A 25,514-nucleotide genomic window follows, 5' to 3' on the forward strand; every position below is an offset into this window, starting at 1 on the left:
GTTCGTCTTTGTATTTTTAAAAAGAGCAATTATGAAATTCATTCTCGTGTTAGAAAATAAAATTTAAAAGCAATTCTGCTAAATAAACATTTATCATAATGGTGCCCTCAACTTTTCTTATGAGACAGCACGCTGCTAATTGAAATAATGTAATTTTTAACCTAGGTCCCTATGGATAAAATGGAAAGAAAATAGGGAGCAATAGCATGGAAACAATGATGCCGACTAAAATCATTGGAGACCCTGCCTTAACGTAATCCATGAATTTATAGCCGCCGACACTGTAAACCATTGTATTTGCAGGCATGCCAATCGGTGTTGCGAATGCTAAAGATCCTCCAATTACTGTTGCCATCAGTACAGCTCTTGGATCTGCTCCAATAGAAGTTGCGATGGATAAACTTATCGGTACTAATAAAGCTGTCGTTGCTGTATTAGACATGAAATTTGTCATCACAGCAGAGAGTGCTAAAATCACAAATAATAATAAATAGGGTGATGGTGTATCTCCTAAAAAGTCTACAATAGAATGTGCAATTAATGCTCCTGCCCCGGTAACATCAATTGCCTTTGCCATCGCTAAAGAACCGACAAATAAAAGGATCGTATTCATATCAATCGATTTCATTGCATCCTTTTCTGAGATAACTCTTGTTGCTACTAAAATCAATGCTCCAGTCCAAGCGGAAACATGCAGCGGTACACCTATGACATCTTCCAGAATCATCGCAGCTACAGTTAATATTAGAACAATAAGAGATAAATATTGTTTCCATTTGGGAACATTTGAATAATCTATTTGTTGATTGAAAATGGAGTCTTCATTCAATGCTTGTTCTTTATTATTTGGTAAAAATCGGTATCCGAAAAAACAAAAATATAAGATACCAATAATTAATATAGGTAATCCAACTTTTGCATACTCAAAAAAACCAAAAGATAAACCTATATCTTGTAAAGCTGATTGGGCAATCATATTCCCTGGGGCCCCAATCAGACTTAAATTTCCTCCCATAGCCGCTGCGAAAATTAGAGGGAGAAGTAATCTAGATCTGGAAAACCCAGACTTAGCTGCTATGCCAATGATAACAGGTATGAATACAGCTGCTGTGCCTGTGTTTGATAATAGACCTGACATAAGGCCAGTAATTACCATGATAACGGCAATTAACATCCGCTCCGTTTTTGCAAATTTGGTTATGATACTCCCAAAGTTTTGTGCCATACCTGTCTCAAAAAATGCTCCACCAACAATAAACATGGCGATAAATAATAAGACATTCGTATTGACGAACCCATCGAAAGCTTCGCCGGGTTCTAATACTCCTGTTAAAATTAATCCCACAGCAACTATCATTGCTGTAATAGATAAAGGGATTTTTTCCCAAGCGAACATTACGATAGCAAATATTAAAAATAGTAACGTAATTATTTCAGGACTCATGTTATTCCCCCTAAAGTTATAACGTTTAAAAGCTAAAACACAAAGACTGCTAAACTACTTTTTTGGCCATGATAGAAAAGTGGCTATTTGCTGTGATATATAGCTTATATTATTCTGAACTTGTGATCTTTCCATTGCTTGTTCTAGTGTTTGAACGCCGGGAATAACAGATAAGCAAACACTGATACCGCTTTCATAAAAACGTGTTAATAAAGAACTGTCTATACTGCCGGCGATAGCAATTACGGGTTTGTTTAAGTTATTTGCGTAATTTGCAATGCTAATAGGAGCTTTACCAGACAATGTTTGAGAATCTAATTTTCCTTCCCCGGTAATAACAACATCTGCTTGACGGATAGCTTCTTTTACTTGAAGCGTTTCCATGAACCAGTCGGCTCCATCAAATATTTGTGCTTCAAGTGCTAAGCATGCAGCACCTAAACCACCTGCTGCACCTGCACCTGGAGTATCTTGATACTTTTCTAAAATAGGGGTAATGGTACATAAACGCTTTATTTGTTCCTCGACTTGAACAGCATCTTCTGGTGTGATACCTTTTTGCGGGCCGAAAATAAATGTAGCACCATTCTGACCAAATAGCGGGTTTTGTACGTCTGTTATAACAGATAAAGATATATTTTGAATCGCTGTAAAGCATGTTGAGAAATCTATATGTGCAATATCTTTTAAAGCAGCAGCTCCTAAAAGAACTGGTTGATCAGATTCATCTGTAATTGTTACACCCAGAGCTTGAAGCATCCCCATTCCCAAATCATTTGTGGCGCTTCCACCGAGGGTAATGACCACATTATCTGACCCATGATTTATTGCATGTATAATTGCTTCACCTACACCGTATGTAGTCGTATGCATCGGATTCCTTTTGTTTTCAGGAATCATTGGTAAGCCACAAATTTGAGCAATTTCAATTACCGCAGTTCCATTATTCATCAGAGCATAATAGCTTTTTATTTTTTCTCCCAGACTGCCAATAACCATACAGTCTATTTTTTCTGCAACGCCTGAATCAATCAATGCATCAATTGTACCTTCACCGCCATCAGCTAAAGGTTTTTGAATAACTTCTAAATTTTTAATCTCTAATTCTTTAGCTATAATGCCATTAATTTCTGAAGAACTGATACTTCCTTTAAATGAGTCTACAGCAGCTAAAATCTTCATTTGTCTCCTCCTTTTGAAAAAGCAAGGTACTCAGATAAGCCTATCTCAGTACCTTTTATCATTACACTTTAAGAGAGCATAAAGAACTTTCAAGAATAAAGTATAAGCGCAGCGGTTTTTGATAGAGCGAGTAATCACAAAAGCTCTTCGATGAGGCGAGTAATCGCAGTCCCAGTCCCAATTAAAGTAATCCGCGCCTTTCAGGTTTGCTTTGCCAAGTTTTCTTTAAATATTAGAAAAAATGAAAATAAAAGATGCGTTATAGCGTTAGGTTTTTAATAATTGCATTTGTAATTTCTTCTGTATTACTAGATCCCCCAATATCACGAGTGATAATGCCTTGTGAAGTTGTGCGGCGGATAGCCTCATGTACTTTATTTGCTTCTTCATGCAGTCCGAGGTCTTCTAGCATTAATGCAGCACTGGCAATCGTGCCGATTGGATTTGCGACTCCTTTACCCGCAATGTCTGGAGCAGATCCATGGACAGATTCGAACATACTGGGAAACCGTTTGTCGATTTGTAAATTAGCACTAGATGCAATACCAAGACTGCCGGCAAGGGCGCTTCCTAAATCAGATAAAATATCAGCAAATAAGTTGGATGCAACCACTACTTCTAAATTATCTGGGTTAAGTACAAATTGGGCAGCCATGGCATCTACTAACCATTGGTCTGTTTCTACGTCTGGATATTCTTTGCTGACACGTTCAAATACTTCATCCCATAAAACCATTCCGTATTGTTGTGCATTACTTTTTGTAACACTAGTTACCTTCTTTCTTTTTCGAGTACGTGCAAGGTCAAACGCAAAGCGGATAATACGTTCACAGCCATGCTCTGTAAAAATGGAAGATTGAATGGCGACTTCTCTTTCATCTGGACGAGCGCTAAAGTTTCTTCCGCCAATTCCAGAATATTCTCCTTCTGAATTTTCACGTACCAATATCCAATTTAAGCTTTCTGGATCTGGATGTGCGATACGATGATTAACACCAGGAAGAAACTCAACAGGTCTGATATTTGCCCACTGATCGAGCCCTTGGCAAATTGCTATACGGAGTCCCCATAAGCTGACATGATCGGGTACACGAGGATCACCAACAGCTCCGAAATAAATAGCATTATAATCTTTTAAAGTTTCTACACCATCCTTTGGAATCATACTTCCATGCTCTAAGTAGTAATCACTTCCCCAATCAAAGTAATCGCTTTCAAATTTGAATTTACCGTCTGATTGTTCCTCCAAGTAAGTTAATACTTTCATACCGGCTGCAATTACTTCTTTTCCAATACCGTCTCCTGGAATTACTGCAAGTTTAAACGCTTTTGTCATAACGCTTCCTCCCTTTTTTAAGTTACTTATATCTTAAACAACGTATACGTTAAATTCAATATTTATTTTGAAATAGTTAATTTCAGCTTTAAAAACCTTATTAATGTATTCATTAAAAAACTAGCATACAAGGTTATAAAACCTTGTATGCTAGTTTTCCTTCCGTAGAACATTTAAAATTTCAGTATGTGATCTATTTCGATGCTCTTGCATAACATACTTTGCAGCTTGCTCATTTTTAGCAATCATACAGGCGATGATAGCTTTGTGTTCTTGAATGGATTGTTTTGGTAAGGGCCTTTCGTGAATCGTAAAGAGTCTTGCTCGATGACACTGATCATCAAATGTTTCATAAGTATTTGATAAACGATGATTATCAGCTAAATCTAAAATTTGGCGGTGAAATAAATCATCCAGCTTGGACCATCGTTCTAAATCTTCATTTCCTAATGCCTCTAGTTGTTCATCAATCATGTTTTGCAGTTGTTGAATATCTTTATCTGAGGCGTTCTGAGTAGCTGCTTCTGCGGCAATTCCATCAAGTGCCACGATAACACTATAAATTTCTTTTAAATCTTCTGGACGTATAGGTTCTACAACAAACCCTTTACGAGGAACTAAACGAATTAAACCTTCCGTTTCCAGGCGTACAAATGCTTCTCTTACGGGTGTTCTGCTCATTTCTAGAAATGCTGTTATTTCACGTTCTAAAAACATACTTCCTGGCGATAAAATTAGTTCGCGAACGGCAGATTTAAGTATCAAATAAGCTTGTTGAGGTAACTTATAATCTTCAATGTGATCAATGTTTTCTTTTATTTTATGTAATGGAAAATCCATAAAAAACCGCTCCTTCTTAAATATCTGATAAAATAAATGGCAGTTGCATTTGTGAAGCATAGATGTTTTTCGTGACCTATTCATATTATACTAAAGATGTTGAAATAAACAGAAGTAAGAGTATATTCTCGGAATTTCCTTTAATGTTTTATTGATTTCTCATAAGCTTAATTATGTGGAGAAATAACTAACAGATTAAGTCTTGTACTCATATTAAAAAGAAAACTGGCACCTTCGCCAAATAAAATGTGAAAGTGTCAGCTATTTCTTTTTTAATGAATTATTTCTTCTTTCGCAAATTCCTTTTCTCTTCCCGGCTGAGTCCGACAGTTAACTGTTCAAATAAAGTATCCCATTGATTCTGAAATGATTTATAAATAAGCGGATATTTTTTCTTCAACTGGAGAATTCCTGCCGCATAGCTTTGGTTGTCATTTTCCAGTTGTTGTTTATGGTAGACTGGCAACTCATTTATTACCGCAATCATTTTTGCGGCAGATACTTTGCCGGTGTAGAACCATTCATATGCTCTGTAGTAAAGCAGTGCATAAGCATGCATATCACGAGACAATCTGCTGATTTCTTTTTGCAGACGTGCTTGTTTTTTGGTTTCATTATGTGCTTTTTTTATGTCATTATTATTCCGGGCGATAGCGTCTGCTAAACCGATGTAAATCTCGGCCTCTTGGAATAATGCTGCTTTATGAAAATACATATATTGTTCCATCAGTTCATCTTGCAGCTCTTTTACATCATCCGTTTCCGAAACATGCTTTAGCTGCTTTTTAAATTTGGAGATGATTTTAGATAACTTAGACCAATTTTCTGTCGTAATGATAATGTTGATCCAGGATAGATAGAATGCGGTGGTTGTTTTGGTATCCTCATCTTCTGCTGGTTGAGATTGTTCCATGACCTGCATAGATTTATCAAACTGATTTATCTGAGCGTGAAGATGTGCAAGCGCTGGGGCAAACATGGATGTTTGCTCTGGGAATTTCTCCAATAATTCCTCATAGGTTTTGATAGCCTTGTCAGGATAGCCATTATCTTGATAGATATCAGCCTTTAACGTATAGATGACCTGCAACTCTTCATTACTCGTCGTCAGCGGAATGATTTCTGAAAATACCTTTTCCATCTCATCAACATCGTCATTTAAACTGGCTAGTTTTAATAGCTTGAACTTAATTTCACCGCTATCTGGTATGAGCTGATTTAATTTTTTATAGATTTCAAAGGCTTTTTGATTATCTCCATTGTCCATGGCTTTCTTTGCAACGGCAATTAATTGTTCTGCTTCATCAAGTGGTTTGACTTCTTCTGCTTTTGTATTTTCTTCGGGGGCATGCTGTTGAACAGCCTTTCCGGTTGAAGCAGCGTCTGTTTTATTCTTGCCATGTTTACGATGATTATCGTATGCTGCTCTTTTCTCAGGATCTCTTAAAACCTCAAAAGCTTCCTGTACTTTGGCATAGCCTTCTGGATCCGTTTCCTGCGGATGTTTTTCCAAAGCCTGCAAATATTTTTCCTCGATTCTTGCTTGACCAATATTCGCGGTGGTGCCAAGAATCTTATAATAACTTTCGTTCTTTATTTTACTCATAGTGATAACTCCTCATTATTTACGGTCGAAAAAGGATAAAGTTTCTGACTCTATCCTTGTCGTTATATAGACTAATAAAATCCTTCTATTTATGGTAGAAGGAGCTTGTTGTTTTATTTTAAAAGGCAGTATTATCTGGATAAACGACAGCTATGATAGATAAAATCCTGCTTTTATTCCGCCTTTTATTGTAGCTTTTCTTTGCAAATCTCGCAAGAACATGGCAAAAAGACTATAAAAATTCGTTTTGGACATTCGTATACTTTTTGGAAATATCACCTTAGTGAAATGATAAAAAATAATAGGAAGCGTAAAGTTTATGTTCAAAGATAATCATTCTATTAGCAATAAAAAAGCCGGGTTTTTACCGGCAAAACATGCTTATATGAATTATAGAATAAATGGACGGAGGGAATAGGGTTAGAAAGATATTCTTATAAAAGCGGAAACCACGATTAACGTTAGAATAATATTTAAAATTGAAAGAAATTTACATTGTAATTCCCCTTTTTGTACATTTGTATTTGAAGGGAACTTTTTTGTTTTAATCCTTGTAATAACCGTAAAGACTACACCAATAATATTACCAATAAATAGTTGTGATACGGCCATACACATTAGATACGATGGAAGTGTCTTATATTGATTTAGCTCCTTTAGTTTCCATAATATATAAGCCCAAATGAAGCATATCATTACAGATAATAAAAGAATAGAGTTTAATGGATCACTATAAAGAAAGGTATAATAGTTGCTATTAGTTTGACCCAGTGAAAACATAACATAACCCAGATAAGCAAAAGGAAGAAGAAGATAGAAAATGATTAAAGAATTTATATATTTTTTAGGTTGTTGGACAGCGTTTTGATTTCTCAATGTGTGAATACCCCCTAGTTAGAATTATTGGAGGAAGGAATATGCAGATTCTTCCTCCAATGTATTTATATAATAGGATTCATTTAGTCCGTAGACTGTTGCTTATTAATTAATTCTTCAAATTCCTCTCTGACATTAGGGACAGAAAGTCCAACAATGATTTGAATGGCATTTTTATTTTTCACCAGACCCATGCCGCCTGCTTCTTTAAAGAAAGCATCGCCTTCTACAAGAGAAGCATCTTTTACATTTAGCCTTAAACGCGTAGCGCAGTTGGTGACAGAATCAATATTTGATGCACCCCCCAGTCCTTCTAAAAACAACATTGCTTTTTCTTTGTTTTCCGATGTTTTCGGCTGGGAGCTTTCTTCTGTTCTGTTGTTTTTATCCTTATAATCTTTTTTCGTATACAATTTAACTTTTCCTGCATCTTCTCGTCCTGGTGTCTTTAATTTCATTTTTAAAATTAGATATTTAAAGACATAATAATAGATGAAGATAAAAGCGATACCAATGATAATCTGAACAACGTAGGTTCCCCAGTGGTTACTAAATAACGGAATCCAGTTTCTGGCTGCACTGTTGATGAGCCCGCTGCTGAAATCACCGCTGACCCCAAATTGGTACATGATGACAGCCATCAATGCTCCTAGTAAGGAATAAACCACAAAGAGAAGTGGTGCTATGAAAAGAAAAGTGAATTCGATTGGTTCGGTTATACCTGCAACAACAGCTGTAATGGTTGCTGGAATGACCAAAGCCAATACTTTTTTTCTATTCTCCGGTTTTGCCGTTTTATAAAATGCTGCAGCAATGCCAGGAGGGGCAAATATTTTTACGCACCCATACAGGGAAAAACCACCGGCAGGGAACAAAGTTTTTAATGATTCCTTAGACTGGGCAAATTCAGAAAGGTGATTCAGCCAGTTAACCTGGATACCTTCTTTTACAATGGCTGGTCCCAACATAAAAGGTGCATAGACAAAATGATGTAGTCCTGTTGGAATTAATATTCTAACTAGGAAGCTATACACAAAGATGCCAACTGAACCAGAACTAATAAAAAATGCCTGTAAGGAGTTTATTCCATCCTGTACCATCGGCCATATCCAACATGTCAGAAAAGCCAAAGGCAAGGTACATATAAACCCAAGGATTACTACGTAGGCTGAACCTTGGAAAATCCCCAGCCATTCGGGCAGTTTTTTATCAAAGTATTTATTATGGAGCCATACAACTAAAGCGGCTATCGCGATAGACCCAATAATATTGGTATCTAACGTTTTTATCCCTGCAATTAATTTAAGACCTGTTGTCTGGCTGGCCTCCAAATCAGCAGAAAAATCAACTCCAAAGGATCCTCCAAAGTATTTTAAGATAGATGACACAAAGTAATTAAAAGTTAAGTAGATTACCAGAGATTCCATAACTGCTCTGGCATGTGCTTTTTTAGCTAAACCAATAGGAAGCCCAATGACAAATAAGAGCTCCATTTGTCTAAAGACTGTCCATGCACCTGATGCGACAATGTCCCATAGTTTAAACCATAATGTGTCTTCATTAGCCAATGCCCCCATGATAAGAGGGTTCTGAAACACAGAAGCTAATGCAACCATGATACCGGCGAATGCAAATAATAAAACAGGAGTAAACATGGCTCCGCCGAATCGTTGTATTTTTTGCAACATCTAAAATTCCTCCTTCTGATGTTTAAGCGTTTTCATAGATGTTAAAGGAAAGGTGATTGACCCAATTTGTTTCTTTGATGAAAATATAAACAACGATTCTATATGATGTATCAAAGAAAGGCTCCAAACTATGGTTATTCTAAGCTTTGTTTGGAGCCTGCTGATGAATAAATTGAAATCAAACAATCGTTTAATGTAACGTCGGCCAATAATCTTTATTTGCTTCAATTAATTCATCTAAAAGATTTTTTGCAATATCTGCTCCTGGAATCGTTTTACTTAGAGCAAATGCCTGGTACAATTTCTGTTTAGAACCTTCTGTGTAAGCTTCTACGGCTAATTTTTCGACAGCTACCTGCTGTTCGATTAATCCTTTTTGGAAGGTTGGCACTGGTCCAATCGATAAAGGTTCTGCTCCTTTTGAACCTACCAGACAAGGAACTTCAACCATGGAAGTAGCGTCAACATTGCTTATCGCTCCATTGTTTTCAACCATAATAAGCATTCGTTCATGCGTATTGTAGCTTAAAGCACATGCTAAGTCGACAATATAAGTCGCATGAGCCCCAATTTCTAAAGCGGTTCCTTGCGCTGTTCCTTTTTCAATAATTTTGCGGCATTCCCCGAATACACGTTTTTCTCTGCCATCTATGACTTCATTTGCCCGTGTATAATTTTCGTCTGCAATCTCTACTTCTTTATTAGGGAACAAATAATATTTTAGATACGTGTTTGGTATGGTATCCGGATCGAGTTCATAAACAAACTTTGCCATATCGTACGTGTGCAGCCAACTAGGATCTGAATTTCTTGTTTCTTTTCCAATGGCGTTCAGATTAAATCCATTTTCAGCCATATATGATTTTATTTGTGGCATCAAGTCATTTCCGTCTTTGTCCTGTACATCTGTATACCAGCCAAAGTGGTTCAAACCATAATAACGGATGGTTAAATCTTTTCTGGAATCTAAACCAACCATTTTAGCCATACGGTCTTCTAATCCGATTGGATGATCACAAATATTCAACACTCTTGATTCGGGTCTCAGTTTTCTGCAAGCTTCCGCAACGATGGAAGCTGGGTTTGAATAATTCAGCATCCAAGCATTTGGTGAATACATCTCCATATAATCAATTAACTCAACTACCCCTTTAATGGACCGCAATCCGTATGCAATACCGCCAGGTCCACATGTTTCCTGACCAATAACATTATATTTTAAAGGGATCTTTTCGTCTTTTTCTCTCATCTCATATTTACCGACACGGATATGTGCCATAACAAAATCTACATCTGTAAACCCTTCTTCAGGGTTAGCTGTTGCAACAAATTGAATATGAGGCGCTTGCTCTTTAATAATAATTTCGCAGGCTTTTGCTATTGTGTTCTGTCTTTCTGGATCATTATCATATAGTTTTAACTGTCTAATAGGGAATTTATCTAAATTGTCCAGAAGCATTAAAACGATTTCCGGTGTATAGGTGCTCCCTCCGCCTGCAATCACAATTGAATGTTGTTTAGCCATTACTACCATCTCCAAGTTTTGTATTTGATGCTTGAGTAATTTATAACACAGGGATTTCAGAGAAAACAATGGAATTCGGAGGTTTAGGTTTTTGTTTAACAGCCTGATTTAAATTTCATTTGATGAAAAATATTTACTCTGGCTGAAGGAATGGAAATGCTTTCTAAGAATGATTCCATTTTGGTATAATGAAGAAATGTATAATTTTCTTGAAAAAGAAACCTTTTAGCTTAACGGTGTTCATATGTATAAGCTTGTTATCTAAGGAGGGAATTTTAGATGGCTGAGAATTTGAGTAAACAAATTAATCAAAACTACAATCAATTAAGTGAAAACGATAAATTCATATTAAATTATATACTTCAAAATAAAGAAATTTGCCAATACATGAATGTTTCAGAGTTAGCGCAGAGAAGTACGTCCTCACCAGCTTCTATTGTCCGTTTGTCAAAGAAATTAGGTTATTCTGGTTTTAGTGAGCTGAAATATCAACTTAAAGGTGAGATTGATGAAGAGAGTCAAATCAACTTTGATACATCTAGTTATTTAGAGGAATTACAAAATGATATCAATATAACGGTTAAATTATTCAAACAGACAGACTTGACTGAGCAATTTGCTCTTATTCATGAATCGAATAATATATATGCCTATGCAACAGGTACAGCACAAAAAAATATGTTATATGAGTTAAATAGGTATATGCTATCTATTAATAAAAATTTAATCATCATTCCAAGTTACAGCGAATTGGAAATGGTATCGAGTCTCGCTTCGAACATTGACTTGCTGATTATCGTATCCTTGAGTGGGGATACAAACGATTTAGAACATCCACTACGAATGTTGAAAATGAAAAATATACCCACTTTATCAATTACGGATATAAAAAATAATAAATTAGCTAATTATTCCCCTAATAATTTATATTATCATCCAACAGGTATAGCGAAGAAAGGAAACATCTCAAAATTATCTTTTGTAACACTAAACGTATTAATGGATCTTTTTTTCCAAGAGTATGTTTCTTATGTATCCAAAAAGGAATCATAGATTTTGGTGAAATGATAAAAAGCATGAAGATAAAATAAGGAGCCACTTTATGGAAACAGTTAAACCAGATTTAAAAACAAATGGAACGTTTTTCTCCCCATTAATTCAGAAAAATAATTATAAAGCTGAAGAAATACAGGTGATGCAGAACACTGTTTCAAAGCTATTAGAAACGTCGACCACATCAAAAAAGCCGGGCATGCTTTTAGGACATATCCAATCAGGGAAAACACGTTCCTTTCTCGGATCGATGGGGCTAGGCTTTGATAATGGCTTTGATGTGGTGATTATCCTGACCAAAAATTCAAATGCCCTTGTCAAACAGACCTTTGAAAGGGTGGAGAGTGAATTTACGGAGTGTATTGAGGAAGATGAATTAGCTATTTACGACATTATGAAAATGCCCGTAAAGCTGCGTAAATTTGAATTGAAGAAAAAGCTTGTGATTGTTCTGAAAAAAGAAAAGAAAAATATGCAGCGTTTAGAAAGACTGCTATTTGATATGTATCCGGATTTGACTGCGAGGAAAATGTTATTTATTGATGATGAAGCAGATTTTGCTTCTGTCGCATATGACAATGTCAAAGATAAAAATATAATTGATCTCAAAGTGATTGCCGGACAAATTGATCAGATTCGTGCCCGGTTAGAGGATGCTGCTTATTTGCAGGTAACAGCGACTCCATATTCCTTATATCTTCAGCCCGATGATATGACTATCCATGAGCATAAAACCTTTCAGCCGAAGCGGCCGGCTTTTACCGAATTAGTGCCGGTGCATGATAAATATGTCGGCGGGGAAATGTACTTTGAAAAATCTAAGGAAGAGTCGCACATGGCGAGTTACCTCTACCATGAAATTCAAGAGGAAGAGCTTGAAATCTTAAGGAAAAGTGATAAGCGGAAGGTAAAGGTGAACCATCTGCTTAATGGGGAACGTTATGAAGGGATTCGCAGCGCGCTGATTCATTTTATTGTCGGCAGTAAAATCCGCAATATACAACAGCAAAAAGAAGGAGAGCGCCTGGAAAAATATGCTTTTATCATGCACACGATCACGACAAAAGCAGCGCATCAGTGGCAGGAAGAGGTTATGCTGCATCTGGAGGAGCAGCTCCGCGAAGCGGTGGAGAGAGAAGACCCTATCTTTGATCAGTTAATTCGTACAGCTTACCAGGATTTTGCGCGCTCACAAAGGAAGGATATGTATTTTCCTGCTTTTGATGAAGTGCTTTCCGATGTTCGTGATGCTTTGATAGAGGAAGAGCTGTTAATTGAAATTGTAAATTCAGAGCAGGATGTCGACAATTTATTAGATAAATCAGGTGAGCTAAAATTACGGACACCGCTTAACTTCTTTATCGGCGGGCAAATCCTTGACCGGGGTATTACAATAAAAAATTTAATCGGCTTCTACTATGGAAGAAATCCGCAAAAATTCCAGCAGGATACGGTCTTACAGCATTCGCGAATGTATGGAGCACGTCCGCTTGCTGACATGGCAGTTACCCGCTTTTATACGACCAGACGAATTTATGATGTCATGGAGCAGATGCATGAATTTGATACAGAGCTGCGCCGGGCTTTTGAATCTGGAGCAAACAGCGGTGAAGTTACTTTTATTCAAAAGGGTAGCGATAATACGATTTTGCCATGCAATCCAAATAAAATTCTACTATCAAGCGTACAGATGTTAAAGCCGGGAAAACGGATGCTTCCTTCTGGTTTTCAAACGATTGCGAAAAGCTACCTGGAGCGGGAAATGAAAAAGATAGATAAGCATGTGACAACAATGAAGCAGACAGCAAAAGCAATACATCCCAAAGATGACCGCTGCTTTTTGGTTGAAAAGGAGAAGGTCCAAAACCTATTAGAAATGATTTATCAAACCTACGTATTCAAAGAGGGCTATGAGTGGGATTTAGAAACGTTTGGTGCTGTGATGAATTATTTATCCGAGGACACGGACACGAATCGAAAAGGGCATGTCTGGGTCGTTTTGCGTCAGAATCGTAATATGGCCCGTATTCGGAAAAGCACTGGCAGGTTTGAAGATGCGCCAGATACGAAACAGGATGAACTAAAAATAGCACAAAACTTAGCACGAATTATTCCATCACTGATCTTGATAAGACAGAATGGGGCAGAGGAGCAGGGGTGGCGCGGTGGAGCTTTTTATTGGCCTGTGCTGGTTACACCGGAAGAGACGAAAACGACGGTGTTTGCAGGGAAAGGGGTTAAGGAGAGGTAAAAAGAAGTGAAAAAATTAGCAAGGTGAGTATATTTTATGCTTAGCAGATTGGGTATAAAAAATCCTGTGCTGTTCAATATATAAACAGCACAGGCAATATTTTAATAACAATCCCAATTAAAAAGCACCTTACTAAAATCTTTGTTTTCAAATCCTCTTCAGAGATAAAGAAATTCCCGACACCGGAATCTCCCCATATAATCTTATCTCCGACACTGTCTATTTGCAGCAGCAATATATCTGTATCTTGATAATCTCCATAGGTACGCGGGTCTTCCTGTGTAAAGAAGGGGTAGCCGCCAAGTTTATGACCTGTCCCATTAAATAGCTGGAAGAATGCTTCCTCTAGCTTTTCATCATGGTTTATTTCATCGAATATAGCTGCATACATTTCATCACTACGATAATCGCTTCCTGTGAGAGCTTCCAAGTCTGTCTCAAAAGCTAATCCCATTTCTTGCTCGACAGGGAAAAACAGCTCATCATCTGGCATTGTTACAAAAGAAAAGAAGTTAACCGTCCTGTATCTTCCAAATATCAGGAAAGTTAACTTCGTAAGTCAGATATTTTTCTTTAATCAGCCGTCTACTACATTATAAACAGTATGTATGTCACTTTATTTTTAATACACAAAATTATCGTTAAGCATTTACCGACGTATAGAGCATAGTGAATTTTATCGGGATTGTTCCCTGGTTATTCTTCACTTTAGAGAAAAATTAGAACAGGGAAAGTAAATCAAGTAATTCCTAATTTATTAATGTAAGAAATCCTCGCCCCAAATGATATACTTACTACCTTTTTAACCCATCCAGAACAGTAGATGTGAATTTATTCATTTCCTCCACGATATCAAATTGCTCCCCGAAAATAATCCAATCATAGATGGTGCCTCGCATACACCTCGTAATTAATACAGATACTTCTTCCGTTGTTAATCCTTCCTTAAATTCTTTATTCTTAATTCCCTCCTGAACAAAAGAGTTAATTACTTGATAAAGATTCCTGTTTGGGTCAGATAAATAATGATTTTTGTTAATGGTTAGCGACATTGCATTCATGTATACAGTTCTGATTAAATCTTTCCCTAACTCGTCACGTAAATAAACCATTTGGGCTTCAAAAAATATAAGAATTTTTTCACTTGCTTTAATGTCATTTGATATTCCTTTTTGAAATTCGGAATAGAAGTTATCAATATCTTTAAATTTTTCATTGAAAATATCATATTTACTATTGAAATGTACATAAAAAGCCCCTTTAGATACATTACAGGTTTTTACAATTTCATCAACCGTTACATTATCAAACCCTTTTTTATCAAAAAGTTCTAGCCCAGTTTCCAAGAGTGCTTTTTTGGTCTCTAGGGCTTTTAGCTTTCTTGCTGTTATATGTGTCATAATATAGCCCCCTTTCATTTAGAATAGCATAATATTTTTGAAATGTAGAATCAATTTTTAGGAAAGTCTTGACTATTTTAAATTTTACATTTATTATGTTGGTAATGCATTTCGGTGACTATGGTATCTGACTTTGGTATGTGAAATATAAATATATACCAAGAAAGGAAGTTAAATATTAATTAAACACAAAAATGACAGCGTTTCCATTTTGGTGGAATTATTTGAAGGAGGGATTTGATGAACACAAAGAAAGTTGGTTTTATTGGGTTAGGGAATATGGGTTTTCCAATGGCAAGTAATTTACTAAAAGCGGGTTATACCGTTTATGGAGTAGATGTAAACAAAATGAATGAAAAGAGGTTCGCTGAAATTGGTGGAAATATTGGATTCACGTCCGCCACACTGCCAAGTGAAGTAAATCTTATATTTACTAGCTTGCCAACGCCACCCATTGTAGAGAGTGTTTATTTAGGTAACGAGGGTCTTGTAGAGAATGGAAAAACATCATTAACATTGGTTGACTTAAGCACAGTTTCTCCAGAATTAAATAAAACGATTGCAAAAGCTGCCTTACAAAACGGGACTCAATACTTAGGCGCACCAGTAAGTGGGAGTGTAACTGGCGCAGAAGCAGCCAGCTTAAGCGTGATGGTTGGAGGTAACAAAGAAACATATGATTTCGCATTACCGTACCTAAAAGCAATCGGCAAAAACATCTTTCATGTAGGAGAAGACCATGGAGTAGGGACTGTTGTTAAATTAATTAATAATTTAATGGCTGGTATCCATACACAGGCTGTTGCAGAAGCTCTATCTATCGCAGATGCAGCAGGGTTAGACCATAATATTGTTTACGAAATTGTAAATGTAAGCTCAGGACAAAGTGATGTGTTTAGAAGAAACTACAAAAATTTTATAGCTAAAGATGAGTATTATAAAGGAGCATTCACTACGGAACTATTATTAAAAGATTTAAGACTGGCAAATTATGTTTCCAATTCATTTGAAACAAAATTGCCTTTAGGTGAAGCGTTAGTAGACTACTTTGAATCTAATATAAAGGGTTACGAAGATAAAGATATGTCAACAGCATATCTCATGTTAACAGAACAAAAGGTTGAACCTGCTAAGTAGTTTTTAATAATTAATAACATACTATTGATTTTATGAAAAAATACTAAACGAGAGGAATTGATGATATGGCTACGGTAACGTTAGATACAGTAACACATTATATCAATGGAGAGAAAGTGAAAGGACAGAATGATAAGTTTGGTTATGTATACAGCCCGTCAACTGGTCAGAAAATAGCTGCTGTTCCTTATGCTTCCGATGAAGAAGTAGACGAGACGATACAATTAGCCAAAAAGGCTGCTGCAAAATGGGCAAAAATTTCTGTAGGTAAAAGAGTTGAAGTTCTTTTTAAGTTCCGTCAATTATTAGTTGAAAATACAGAGGAATTAGCACAGTTAATAGGGAAAGAAAATGGAAAAACAATTTCTGATGCAAAAGGAGAGATAAGCAGGGGGATAGAGTCAGTTGATCTGGCAATTGGAGCGCCGCAAATACTAAAAGGGGAATATTCCGTAAATGTTGGCGGGGAAATAAATGCTTATTCCATGAAACAGCCGCTTGGTGTTGTAACATGTATTTCTCCTTTTAATTTTCCAGTTATGGTACCGCTTGCAATGAGTGTAATGGCGGTAGCAGTAGGAAATGCAATGATATTGAAACCATCTGAAAAAGTTCCGTACTCTGCTATATTACTCTCTGAACTATGGGAGAAGGCTGGTTTACCTGCTGGTGTCTGGAATGTTGTAAATGGGGATAAAAATACGGTCAATGCTATTATTACAAACAAAGATATTAAAGCAATAAGTTTTGTAGGATCTACAAAAGTAGCGGAATTTATTTATGAAACAGGTACGAAGCACCATAAACGTGTCAATGCTTTTGGCGGTGGGAAAAATCATATGGTTATTATGCCAGACGCGGATATTGATAAAGCAGTCGACTCCTTCCTGGGTGCTGCTTACGGTTCAGCATCCCAACGTTGTATGGCTATATCCGTAGCGATGCCGGTAGGACAAAAGACGGCAGAAGTATTTACAGAGAAGTTAAAAGAAAAAGTAGAGAAGCTTAAAGCTGGATCTTATGATGATGAGACAGCAGACTTTGGTGCAGTAATAAGTGCCGAAGCAAAACAAAGCATTTTAAGTGCTATTGATGAAGCAGTAAAAGAAGGAGCTAAAATTGTTGTAGATGGAAGGAATCCTGATGTGGAGAACAAGGGAGGATTTTATCTCGATGCTACGTTATTAGATAATGTTACTCCTGATATGAATATATACAAAGAAGAAGTATTTGGTCCGGCACGCACAATCACTACAGTTGATACAATTGATGAAGCAATACAGTTAATCAATAACCATCAATATGGTAATGGCGTGACCGTATTCACCAATAGCGGCCGTGATGCTCGTAAATTCACCCAGGAAATTGAGGTAGGCATGGTTGGGGTAAATGTACCAATTCCAATTCCTGTAGGTTATCATAATTTCGGCGGATGGAAAGATTCACGATTTGGGGAAGGGCAAATGTTCGGCCCAGATACTGCTCGATTCTTTACTAAAACAAAAACGGTCTCTGAAAGATGGTTTGACCAATCTATCTCTGATGAAACTAATTTTGATTTTCCTAGTAGTTAATAGAAGGGGGCCATTAAAATTGGCCCCGATCTTTTTAACAAGAAAGCACAGAGTCTCTAATCTGTATAAGTTTCCTGACAGATAGATTAGTACGTTCATCAATTTTATATGAGCAGTAAAATGTAAACCCTTACAAAAAGGATGGGGATCAAATGATAGGGATATTATTAGGCTTAGTCTTGTTAATTGCCCTAGCCTATCGCGGGTGGTCAATTATCTGGATCGCACCGATTTGTGCTGGAGTTGTGGCGGTATTTGGTGGGCTTGACTTGCTTGATGCATATACAAATACATATATGCAAGGATTTGTCGACTTTACGAAGAATTGGTTTCCTGTGTTTATGTTAGGTGCGATCTTCGGTAAATTAATGGAATTCAGTGGCATGGCTCAGTCGGTAGCAGAAGGTATTATTAAAGTTTTTGGTGAAAAGCAAGCAATTATTGGTGTGATTATGGCTTCAGCAGTTTTGGCGTATGGCGGTATTAGTGTGTTCGTTGTTGTGTTTGCTGTCTATCCACTTGCAGTAAGTATGTTTAGACAAGCGGATATTCCTAGAAAACTGATTCCAGCTACTATTACAACTGGGATGATGACATTTGCAATGACTGCACTTCCTGGAACGCCGCAAATTCAGAATTTGATTCCAACTGCTTATTTTAATACAACAGCGGTTGCAGCACCTTTTATGGGACTTGCAGCCTCATTAGTTATGGGTGTAGGAGCTTATTTCTATTTAAAAAGAAGAGAAAAGAATTTAAAAAAAGCTGGCTACGGATTCCATGAATTAGAAAAGGATTCTGAAGCAAAAGGAAAGTTAATTGATAAGCCGCCACACATTCTTTTGTCTTTACTGCCTCTAGTGTCAGTAATCATTACGCTTAATGTTTTAAATTGGGATATTGTTGTTTGTTTATTAGTTGGTATCTTATTAATTATTTTATTCTCATTAAACCAAATTAAAAGTCTGATTCCTTCATTAAACCAAGGAGCTACGGATTCTGTAATGGCGATGATTAATACTTCAGCAGCGGTTGGATTTGGAACGGTAGTAGGAGTGGTGCCAGGATTCCAAAAATTAAGTGATTATATCCTGGGGATTGAGGCAAATCCGCTTATTTCAATGGCTGTTGCCTCCAATTTGATGTCTGGAGCAACTGGTTCAGCATCTGGAGGCTTAGGTATTACAATGGAAGCTTTAGGTCAGAAATATAATGAAATCGCTGCAACATCTGGTATTGCACCAGAAGCATTTCACCGTATCGCATCCATAGCTTCAGGCGGTTTAGACGCACTGCCACACAATGGAGCGGTAATAACGATATTGATTGTAACAGGATTAACACATAAAGAGTCATACAAAGATATTGCAGTAGTAGCAATTGTTTTCCCGATATTATCACTTATCCCGGCTATTTTACTAGCAAGTGTGGGTATTTATTAAGGTTTATAGATAGCAAAGCCTGATGACCGTTACTAGATATTCAAGTGATGAATTTCTAATCCTGCATTTTGAACGATGGATAACCGTATACCATCCACTGTTCAAAATGCAGGATTAATTTTATTATCATTAGTATACTTGAAAAAGAGGTGATTCACATGAATTTTGTTTTTGATATAGACGGAACGATTTGCTTTGATGGGAAAACAATTGATTCCTCCATTATACAAGCGCTGGAAGAAATAAAGGCAGCAGGGCATCAAGTGATTTTTGCATCGGCAAGACCAATCCGTGATTTAATGCCAGTCTTGCCGAAATCTTTGCAGAAAGAAAAACTGGTTGGAGGGAATGGAGCATATACTTCAAACGCGAAGGAGATGGAGGTTATCCATTTTCAAGATAGCCTGCTTACAAAACTGATTACGATGGTAGAAGATCATCAGATAACTTACTTAGCAGATAGTGACTGGGATTATGCGTTTACTGGAGAGGAAACACATCCTATTTATAAAAATATTAACCAGACTTCCGCACAGAACAGAGAGTTAAGAAGTCTGCCTAAGCTGTGCAAGCTGGTTTTGTTTCAGCCACCGCAACGTGTGATAGATGAGCTCGCCGACTTGCCTGTAAATATAACCTATTATAAAGGGGAAAATGCGATAGATATCAGCCCGCTTGGAATTAATAAAGTAAGAGGATTACATAGCTTGCATGTTCAGGAGTTTATTGCATTTGGAAATGACAGTAATGATCAATGCTTGTTCGAAAATGCCTTGTACAGTGTCTGTGTTGGTGAACATGAAGTGGAACAATATGCATCTATATCGGTAGAGAAGGAAAAGGTAGCAGTAATGATAACCAAAGCATTGCATATGTATGGGAATCAAGAAATGCAAGGAGTATATAGTTAACTAAGTCTCTGAATAAAGGGAGATGTCTAAATGCAAAATGAAAAATTTTCTATTTTTTTAACCATTGCAAAACAGCTTAATCAGAAAGAAATTACTCCTCTATTAATGGGGTCTGTAGGTTTAGAAATAGTTACAGGGAAGAACTGGGATACACAGGATCTGGATATACATGTTCCCGGTGATAAAAGAGGATGGGAGATTCCGCCAGAACAAGCAATCTATGATTGGGATAAGATTATGAAGGCTATGCTATCTCTGGGATACAGCTTTGTTGATTTGCATGAGCATGAATTTGAAAAGGATGGGCTGGCTGTCGGATTCGGTATTATGGATACATTGCCGGACTTTGCGGGGATATCGCTTGAGGATGTAGAACTTCATCAGCAGGGAGATGCGACGTATTATCTTTTAACACCTGAGCAATATTTGAAAATATATGAGGCTTCCTTTAAGGACAGCTATCGTGCGAACAAAAATAACCAGAAAGATAAAAAGAAAATCGCTTATTTGCGTGACTTGATTTAAAGAGGCTGCTGTTTTTCTTGTAAAGTAAAAAATAGTTAGCAAATATGAATTCGAAAATATACCTAACTCTTTTGCTGAATATTTTCAGGAAATTACATTTTTTCTAGGGGAATAGAGGAATCTATTTTGGTGATTACTAGAAAATCTGATTGTGCGGTTAGGCCAACCCATCATCATTCTTTTAAATTTAGTAAAATGGATGTACAGGTGTTAAATAGTGGTTATCATCCCTATGTGGAAAAACCTGAAGCGTTTAAGGAGACTGTTTTGAATTTTGTAAGAAGCAAGGTGAAATAATAAAGATGAGTAAAAGTTGTCCATGAGTTAATTAAATGGTGCAATTATTCTTACTTGATATGTTATAATAATAGCATCAATAGGCGAACGTGCATATGAGGGGTAGTGCGCTGAACTTCTGTTTTCAGAAGGGAGGTGCTGCTTATGGATATAGCGAATGTGTTAACAATAATCATTTCTATTTTGACACTAATGGTGTCCTTTGGGATGCTGATTGCGTTTATAATGTCCAATAGCCACAAAAAATAATCCCTCGTATGCTTTATCGGGCGTTTGAGGGATTATTTCAATAACTCAGCGCTACTCATTATTATGAAGTAGTCTATTGTAAAAACCGTTCGGTGTGCCAGCACCGGGCGGTTTTTAATAGTATATTCATTTATATTTTAAGAATACACTATAAATATAAAAATGTAAATGTTTAATGGCTTCTAGACATAAAGGCAGCATTGAAGAAAGTTATTCCATTCTGCAATAATAAAATGTGTATCTTTAAACACTTTTACATACATATTTTGAACGTTCTGTTCATAATAGCCCTTCCTCTTCCTATAAAGTTAACTATATTGTGTCAGTTATCATGCGAATATAGGAAAAAGCATCGCCGTGCCGTATAATACAAGACAAGAAATCCTATTTGGAGTGTGAATTTCATGAAGAAAAAAATAATCCTTGTCTTGTTTGGATTGTTGGTTTTATTAACTGCCTGCAGTGGTGAAGAGGACAATCAGGAAGGAAATGCATTGGACGAAACCGTAGATATCAAGGAATTAGTCCATCATTATAGTACAGAAGAAATTGTTGACGAGAATGCATCGATTACTTCCGAGCAGCTGATTGTAACGAATGATGAGGGAGAGGAAGAAGCAGTATATGACTTGCCGGAGGATGAATTTTTTGTTTCGATAGCTCCCTTTGAACAGCAGACGCACCCCTGTGAAATTCATAGTTTAACAGGGTGTCAGGGAGAAATGGTTCGGGAAGACTTCGAGGTTTACATTGAAAATGCAGCGGGCGATGTGATTATAGATGAAACTATACAAACCGAAGAAAATGGCTTTATTGATTTATGGCTTCCCAGGGATGAAACCTATACGGTTGAAATCAAACAGGATGGAAAAGAAGTAACATCAGAAATCAGTACGTTTCAGGATGATTTCACCTGTATCACAACGATGCAATTAATATAATTTATTGAGATGCAGGCTGTCTGGAGTATCCAGGCAGCCTGTTCTGATGTCAAGGCAAAATGAGTTTACAGGCTATTCTACTTTGTTTTTTGTTTTTAAATAATGTTTTTGACAATAGCTGATGACAAAGCTTCGAAATGCGCTGGTTGCCGGGGATAGATAATCGTTTTTTCTGGCAGCCATATAGATAAAGCGGTGATAAACAGGTTTTTTTATGTTAATGACTTTAACTGGAAAGTGAGAAAGCGCTCCAATATTCGGGATCACGGCAATTCCATAATTGGATGCGACCAGCCCGGCCATGGCATTATCTTCTTCCACTTCACAAATAATTTCAGGAGTTAAATTTACTTTATGAAATAATTCATCAACGATGGGGCGCAGCCCGCTGTTTTGATTGAAATAAACATAGGGGTAGCTGGCTGTCTCCTCTAAATCAATACTTTCTCTGTTTGCTAAAGGATGATTTTCCGCAACAATCAATACAAGCCCCTGCTCTGCAACGGGTGTAAATTCAATGTCAGGTTCATTATATTTCATCGAACAGAAGGCAATATCGTACATATTTTCTTTTAGATTTTGAATTATATTTTTGGTGGTTCCCTGATAAAAAGAAAAAGAGATATTTTTATAGGCGCCTTGTTCAGAAAAGTTCTTAATCAATTCTGGAATGAAATAAGGCCCCAGCGTATAAATAAACGCCAGGTCAATGACTCCATGTGACGGACTTGTCAGTTCACGCAGCTTTTTTTCTCCTCTTTCCAGTTCAGCAAGTGACCTTTCTACATACTCAAGAAAAAAGTGTCCGTATTTTGTTAAACGAATATTTCTTCCCTGCTTTTCAAATAAATAGACCCCGAGATACTTTTCCAGCTCTGCAATGGCATAACTTAATGTCGGCTGAGAAATGGAAAGTTTATTCGCTGTGTTGGTAAGGTGTTCACTGTGCGCCAGTTCTCTGAAATAGTGAAGCTGTTTCAAATTCATTTTTATACCTCCATTCGCTTCGGAGCGTCCTATATATTTATTATGCTATGATTCATAGATAAAATCTATTGATTTGTCGAAAAAACCTATTAGATTTATGAATCAGTATCAAATATAATAAAGGTGTAAAGGAAATCAAGGAATAAAAAGCAGCTTCAAATTTTTTTAAAACTACTTGTGAAATATTTCACAAAATAATAAAGTGGAGGTATTATAATGAGTGTATATGAACATATTTTTCAACCGTTAACTGTCAGAAGGATGACGATACCGAACCGCATCATTATGCCGCCGATGGGAACAAATTTCGCCGAAGTAGACGGGTCGATGAACGACGAGCATATAACGTATTATGAGCAGAGAGCAAGAGGAGGAACTGGATTAATTATAGTCGAAAATGCTTGTGTTTCTTTTCCAATGGGATCGAACGGAACAACACAGCTTCGTATTGACCATGATAAATTTATTCCCAGATTATATAAATTGACAGAAACATTGCATAAACACGGGACACAAGCAGCTATTCAAATCAATCATGCAGGAGCATCTGCTGTGCCGGAAAGAATTGGACACCAGCCGGTATCTGCTTCCAATATCCCTTCGAAAGCAGGAGGGGCTATTCCAAGACCGCTGGAAAAAGAAGAAATCCTTGAAATTGTTGAAGACTATGGTAAATCAGCTAAACGTGTGGTTGCTGCCGGATTTGATGCAATTGAAATCCATGCCGGACATTCCTATCTTCTGAATCAATTCTTATCACCAATCTATAATAAACGGACCGATGAATTTGGAGGAAGCTATGAAAATAGAGCACGATTCCCGCGGATGGTCATCGACCGTATTCGTCAGGAGGTCGGCCCGCATTTTCCAATCAGCCTCCGGGTAAGTGCCGATGAATTTGTAGAGGGCGGCAATACATTAGAAGATATCCTGCATATCCTGGAATATTTAGATGATGAAGTAGACATCTTTAACGTATCAGCTGCAGTAAATGATACCATCCAATACCAAATCGACGAAATGAATTTAGCTGACGGCTGGCGTTCTTATATGGCAAAAGCAGTGCGGGAAAAATTCCATAAAACGACGATTACAACAGGAAATGTCCGTCAGCCGCTGACAGCAGAAAAAATTCTGGCAGAAGGCGATGCAGATTTAATTGGAATGGGCCGCGGCTTGATTGCAGATCCGAACTGGGTCAATAAAGTAAAAGACAGCCAGGAGGATATGCTAAGAAAATGTATCTCATGTAATATCGGCTGTGCCGGTCATCGTATCGCTCTGAACCGTCCAATAAGATGTACAGTAAACCCGGATTTATTTGGCGGCGATGCGTATAAGGATAGAAAAGTGAAGAAGGACGTAACAGTTGTTGTGATTGGCGGCGGAACAACGGGGCTGGAAGCAGCATGTACAGCAGCGGAAGTGGGATGTAAAACATTTCTTATCGAAGAAAAAGCAGAATTAGGCGGTTTGGCCAGAGAGATTTCCAAACTTCCTGATAAGAAGCGGATTTTAGATTTTCCTGAATATCTGGAAAAAAGAGCAGAGCAATTAGATAATTTGACAATTTTAACGAATTCAAGAGCAACCATTGCGTTAGTGGAAAGCCTAAACCCCGATATTATTGTTAATGCAACAGGATCTAAGCCATTATTGCCGCCGATTGAAGGGCTGCATGATCGGATTGATAAAGAAAACAGCAGCATTTATTCTATTGCTAAACTGCTTCAGCATATTGATGAATTTGAAGAACAGCATTTAGAAGGAAAGAAAATCGCTGTAGTTGGCGGCGGGGCTGTCGGCCTGGATGTGGTAGAATTCTTCAGCAAACGAGGCAGTGATGTCAGCATGATAGAAATGATGCCGGCAGTTGGCGCAGGCTTAGATCATATTACAAAAATATCAATGATGACCATGCTGAAGGATTATGAGGTCGATGTTCGAACTGAAACAGCATTGACGAAAGTAGAAGACAATTCTTTCCAAATCAAACATCAAGACGAGGAAGAACAAATGGCATTTGATTATGGATTTATCTGTCTGGGAATGCGTCCTGAAAATAAAGAAGTTCCAGAATTACAGCAATATTTTGAAGCAAATCATGTGGAAGTGGTAAATATCGGAGACAGCTGGGGCGCCAGAAAAATTATGGACGGTACGCGTGAAGGAAGAAATATTCTTACAACATTAGAGAAAATAGGTGCTTTTGAAGAACCAGAGAAGAAAGAAGCGATTACTTTTTAAAGG

20 protein-coding genes are annotated in these 25,514 nt (G+C 37.2%); 9 read left to right on the top strand and 11 right to left on the bottom strand.

The genetic code is table 11. The annotated features are described in order from the left end of the window. Positions 1-169: 169 nt before the first annotated feature. From MKY65_RS02315 to MKY65_RS02350, 8 genes are all read right to left on the bottom strand, one after another. Positions 170-1,444, bottom strand: coding sequence for an SLC13 family permease (locus tag MKY65_RS02315; protein ID WP_339181938.1), 1,275 nt, complete (start codon positions 1,442-1,444; stop codon positions 170-172). Between the two features lie 54 nt (positions 1,445-1,498). Beyond that, entirely contained in the window at positions 1,499-2,626 is a 1,128-nt protein-coding gene (locus MKY65_RS02320; protein WP_339181941.1) for a glycerate kinase, read from the bottom strand. Between the two features lie 259 nt (positions 2,627-2,885). After that, positions 2,886-3,962, bottom strand: a complete 1,077-nt coding sequence (locus tag MKY65_RS02325) for a tartrate dehydrogenase (protein ID WP_339181944.1) — start codon at positions 3,960-3,962, stop codon at positions 2,886-2,888. A 150-nt stretch (positions 3,963-4,112) separates the two neighbouring features. Then, positions 4,113-4,802 carry a GntR family transcriptional regulator gene (locus MKY65_RS02330; RefSeq protein WP_256705571.1) on the bottom strand — a complete coding sequence of 230 codons (690 nt, stop codon included), beginning with the start codon at positions 4,800-4,802 and terminating at the stop codon, positions 4,113-4,115. Between the two features lie 280 nt (positions 4,803-5,082). Then, positions 5,083-6,408 carry a DnaJ domain-containing protein gene (locus MKY65_RS02335; protein WP_339181948.1) on the bottom strand — a complete coding sequence of 442 codons (1,326 nt, stop codon included), beginning with the start codon at positions 6,406-6,408 and terminating at the stop codon, positions 5,083-5,085. A gap of 420 nt (positions 6,409-6,828) precedes the next feature. Continuing rightward, a complete protein-coding gene (locus tag MKY65_RS02340) occupies positions 6,829-7,284 on the bottom strand; it encodes a hypothetical protein (protein ID WP_339181950.1) in 456 nt (151 codons plus the stop codon). Between the two features lie 83 nt (positions 7,285-7,367). After that, the gene (locus tag MKY65_RS02345; protein WP_339181953.1) at positions 7,368-8,972 is read right to left on the bottom strand and encodes an alpha-glucoside-specific PTS transporter subunit IIBC; all 1,605 of its coding nucleotides are present in this window, start codon (positions 8,970-8,972) and stop codon (positions 7,368-7,370) included. 190 nt (positions 8,973-9,162) lie between these two features. Beyond that, positions 9,163-10,497, bottom strand: a complete 1,335-nt coding sequence (locus MKY65_RS02350) for a 6-phospho-alpha-glucosidase (protein ID WP_339181956.1) — start codon at positions 10,495-10,497, stop codon at positions 9,163-9,165. A 279-nt stretch (positions 10,498-10,776) separates the two neighbouring features. On the opposite strand from MKY65_RS02350, the gene MKY65_RS02355 reads away from it, so the two are divergent. Beyond that, a complete protein-coding gene (locus tag MKY65_RS02355; RefSeq protein ID WP_339181959.1) occupies positions 10,777-11,550 on the top strand; it encodes a MurR/RpiR family transcriptional regulator in 774 nt (257 codons plus the stop codon). A gap of 49 nt (positions 11,551-11,599) precedes the next feature. Next, positions 11,600-13,801, top strand: a complete 2,202-nt coding sequence (locus MKY65_RS02360; RefSeq protein WP_339181961.1) for a Z1 domain-containing protein — start codon at positions 11,600-11,602, stop codon at positions 13,799-13,801. A 73-nt stretch (positions 13,802-13,874) separates the two neighbouring features. Here the strand turns inward: MKY65_RS02360 and MKY65_RS02365 are convergent, their stop codons facing one another. Together MKY65_RS02365 and MKY65_RS02370 are read right to left on the bottom strand one after the other, a co-directional pair. Beyond that, positions 13,875-14,255, bottom strand: a complete 381-nt coding sequence (locus MKY65_RS02365; RefSeq protein WP_339181963.1) for a YwqG family protein — start codon at positions 14,253-14,255, stop codon at positions 13,875-13,877. Positions 14,256-14,595: 340 nt separating this feature from the next. Beyond that, positions 14,596-15,201, bottom strand: coding sequence for a TetR/AcrR family transcriptional regulator (locus MKY65_RS02370; RefSeq protein WP_339181965.1), 606 nt, complete (start codon positions 15,199-15,201; stop codon positions 14,596-14,598). A gap of 240 nt (positions 15,202-15,441) precedes the next feature. Here MKY65_RS02370 and MKY65_RS02375 point away from each other — a divergent pair, with 240 nt between their 5' ends. The 6 genes from MKY65_RS02375 (at position 15,442) to MKY65_RS02400 (ending at position 22,277) form a co-directional block, all read left to right on the top strand. Continuing rightward, positions 15,442-16,338, top strand: a complete 897-nt coding sequence (locus MKY65_RS02375) for an NAD(P)-dependent oxidoreductase (protein WP_339181968.1) — start codon at positions 15,442-15,444, stop codon at positions 16,336-16,338. A 65-nt stretch (positions 16,339-16,403) separates the two neighbouring features. Further along, the gene (locus tag MKY65_RS02380; protein ID WP_339181971.1) at positions 16,404-17,912 is read left to right on the top strand and encodes a CoA-acylating methylmalonate-semialdehyde dehydrogenase; all 1,509 of its coding nucleotides are present in this window, start codon (positions 16,404-16,406) and stop codon (positions 17,910-17,912) included. Between the two features lie 152 nt (positions 17,913-18,064). Continuing rightward, positions 18,065-19,354, top strand: a complete 1,290-nt coding sequence (locus tag MKY65_RS02385; protein WP_339181973.1) for a GntP family permease — start codon at positions 18,065-18,067, stop codon at positions 19,352-19,354. Positions 19,355-19,512: 158 nt separating this feature from the next. After that, positions 19,513-20,265: an HAD family hydrolase gene (locus MKY65_RS02390; protein WP_339181975.1), complete on the top strand. Its 753-nt coding sequence runs from the start codon at positions 19,513-19,515 to the stop codon at positions 20,263-20,265. Between the two features lie 30 nt (positions 20,266-20,295). Next, on the top strand, positions 20,296-20,790 hold the full coding sequence (locus MKY65_RS02395; protein WP_339181978.1) for a phosphoribosylanthranilate isomerase: 495 nt from the start codon (positions 20,296-20,298) through the stop codon (positions 20,788-20,790). A gap of 950 nt (positions 20,791-21,740) precedes the next feature. Beyond that, the gene (locus MKY65_RS02400; protein ID WP_339181981.1) at positions 21,741-22,277 is read left to right on the top strand and encodes a CueP family metal-binding protein; all 537 of its coding nucleotides are present in this window, start codon (positions 21,741-21,743) and stop codon (positions 22,275-22,277) included. 72 nt (positions 22,278-22,349) lie between these two features. On the opposite strand, the gene MKY65_RS02405 is transcribed toward MKY65_RS02400, so the two are convergent. After that, the gene (locus MKY65_RS02405; RefSeq protein ID WP_339181983.1) at positions 22,350-23,264 is read right to left on the bottom strand and encodes a LysR family transcriptional regulator; all 915 of its coding nucleotides are present in this window, start codon (positions 23,262-23,264) and stop codon (positions 22,350-22,352) included. Positions 23,265-23,480: 216 nt separating this feature from the next. Here MKY65_RS02405 and MKY65_RS02410 point away from each other — a divergent pair, with 216 nt between their 5' ends. Continuing rightward, complete coding sequence (locus MKY65_RS02410) at positions 23,481-25,511, top strand: FAD-dependent oxidoreductase (protein ID WP_339181985.1); 2,031 nt, start codon at positions 23,481-23,483, stop codon at positions 25,509-25,511. The last annotated feature ends 3 nt before the right edge of the window (positions 25,512-25,514 follow it).

Origin of the sequence: Oceanobacillus sp. FSL W7-1293, assembly GCF_037969815.1 — a bacterium.
GTDB lineage: Bacteria > Bacillota > Bacilli > Bacillales > Amphibacillaceae > Oceanobacillus > Oceanobacillus oncorhynchi.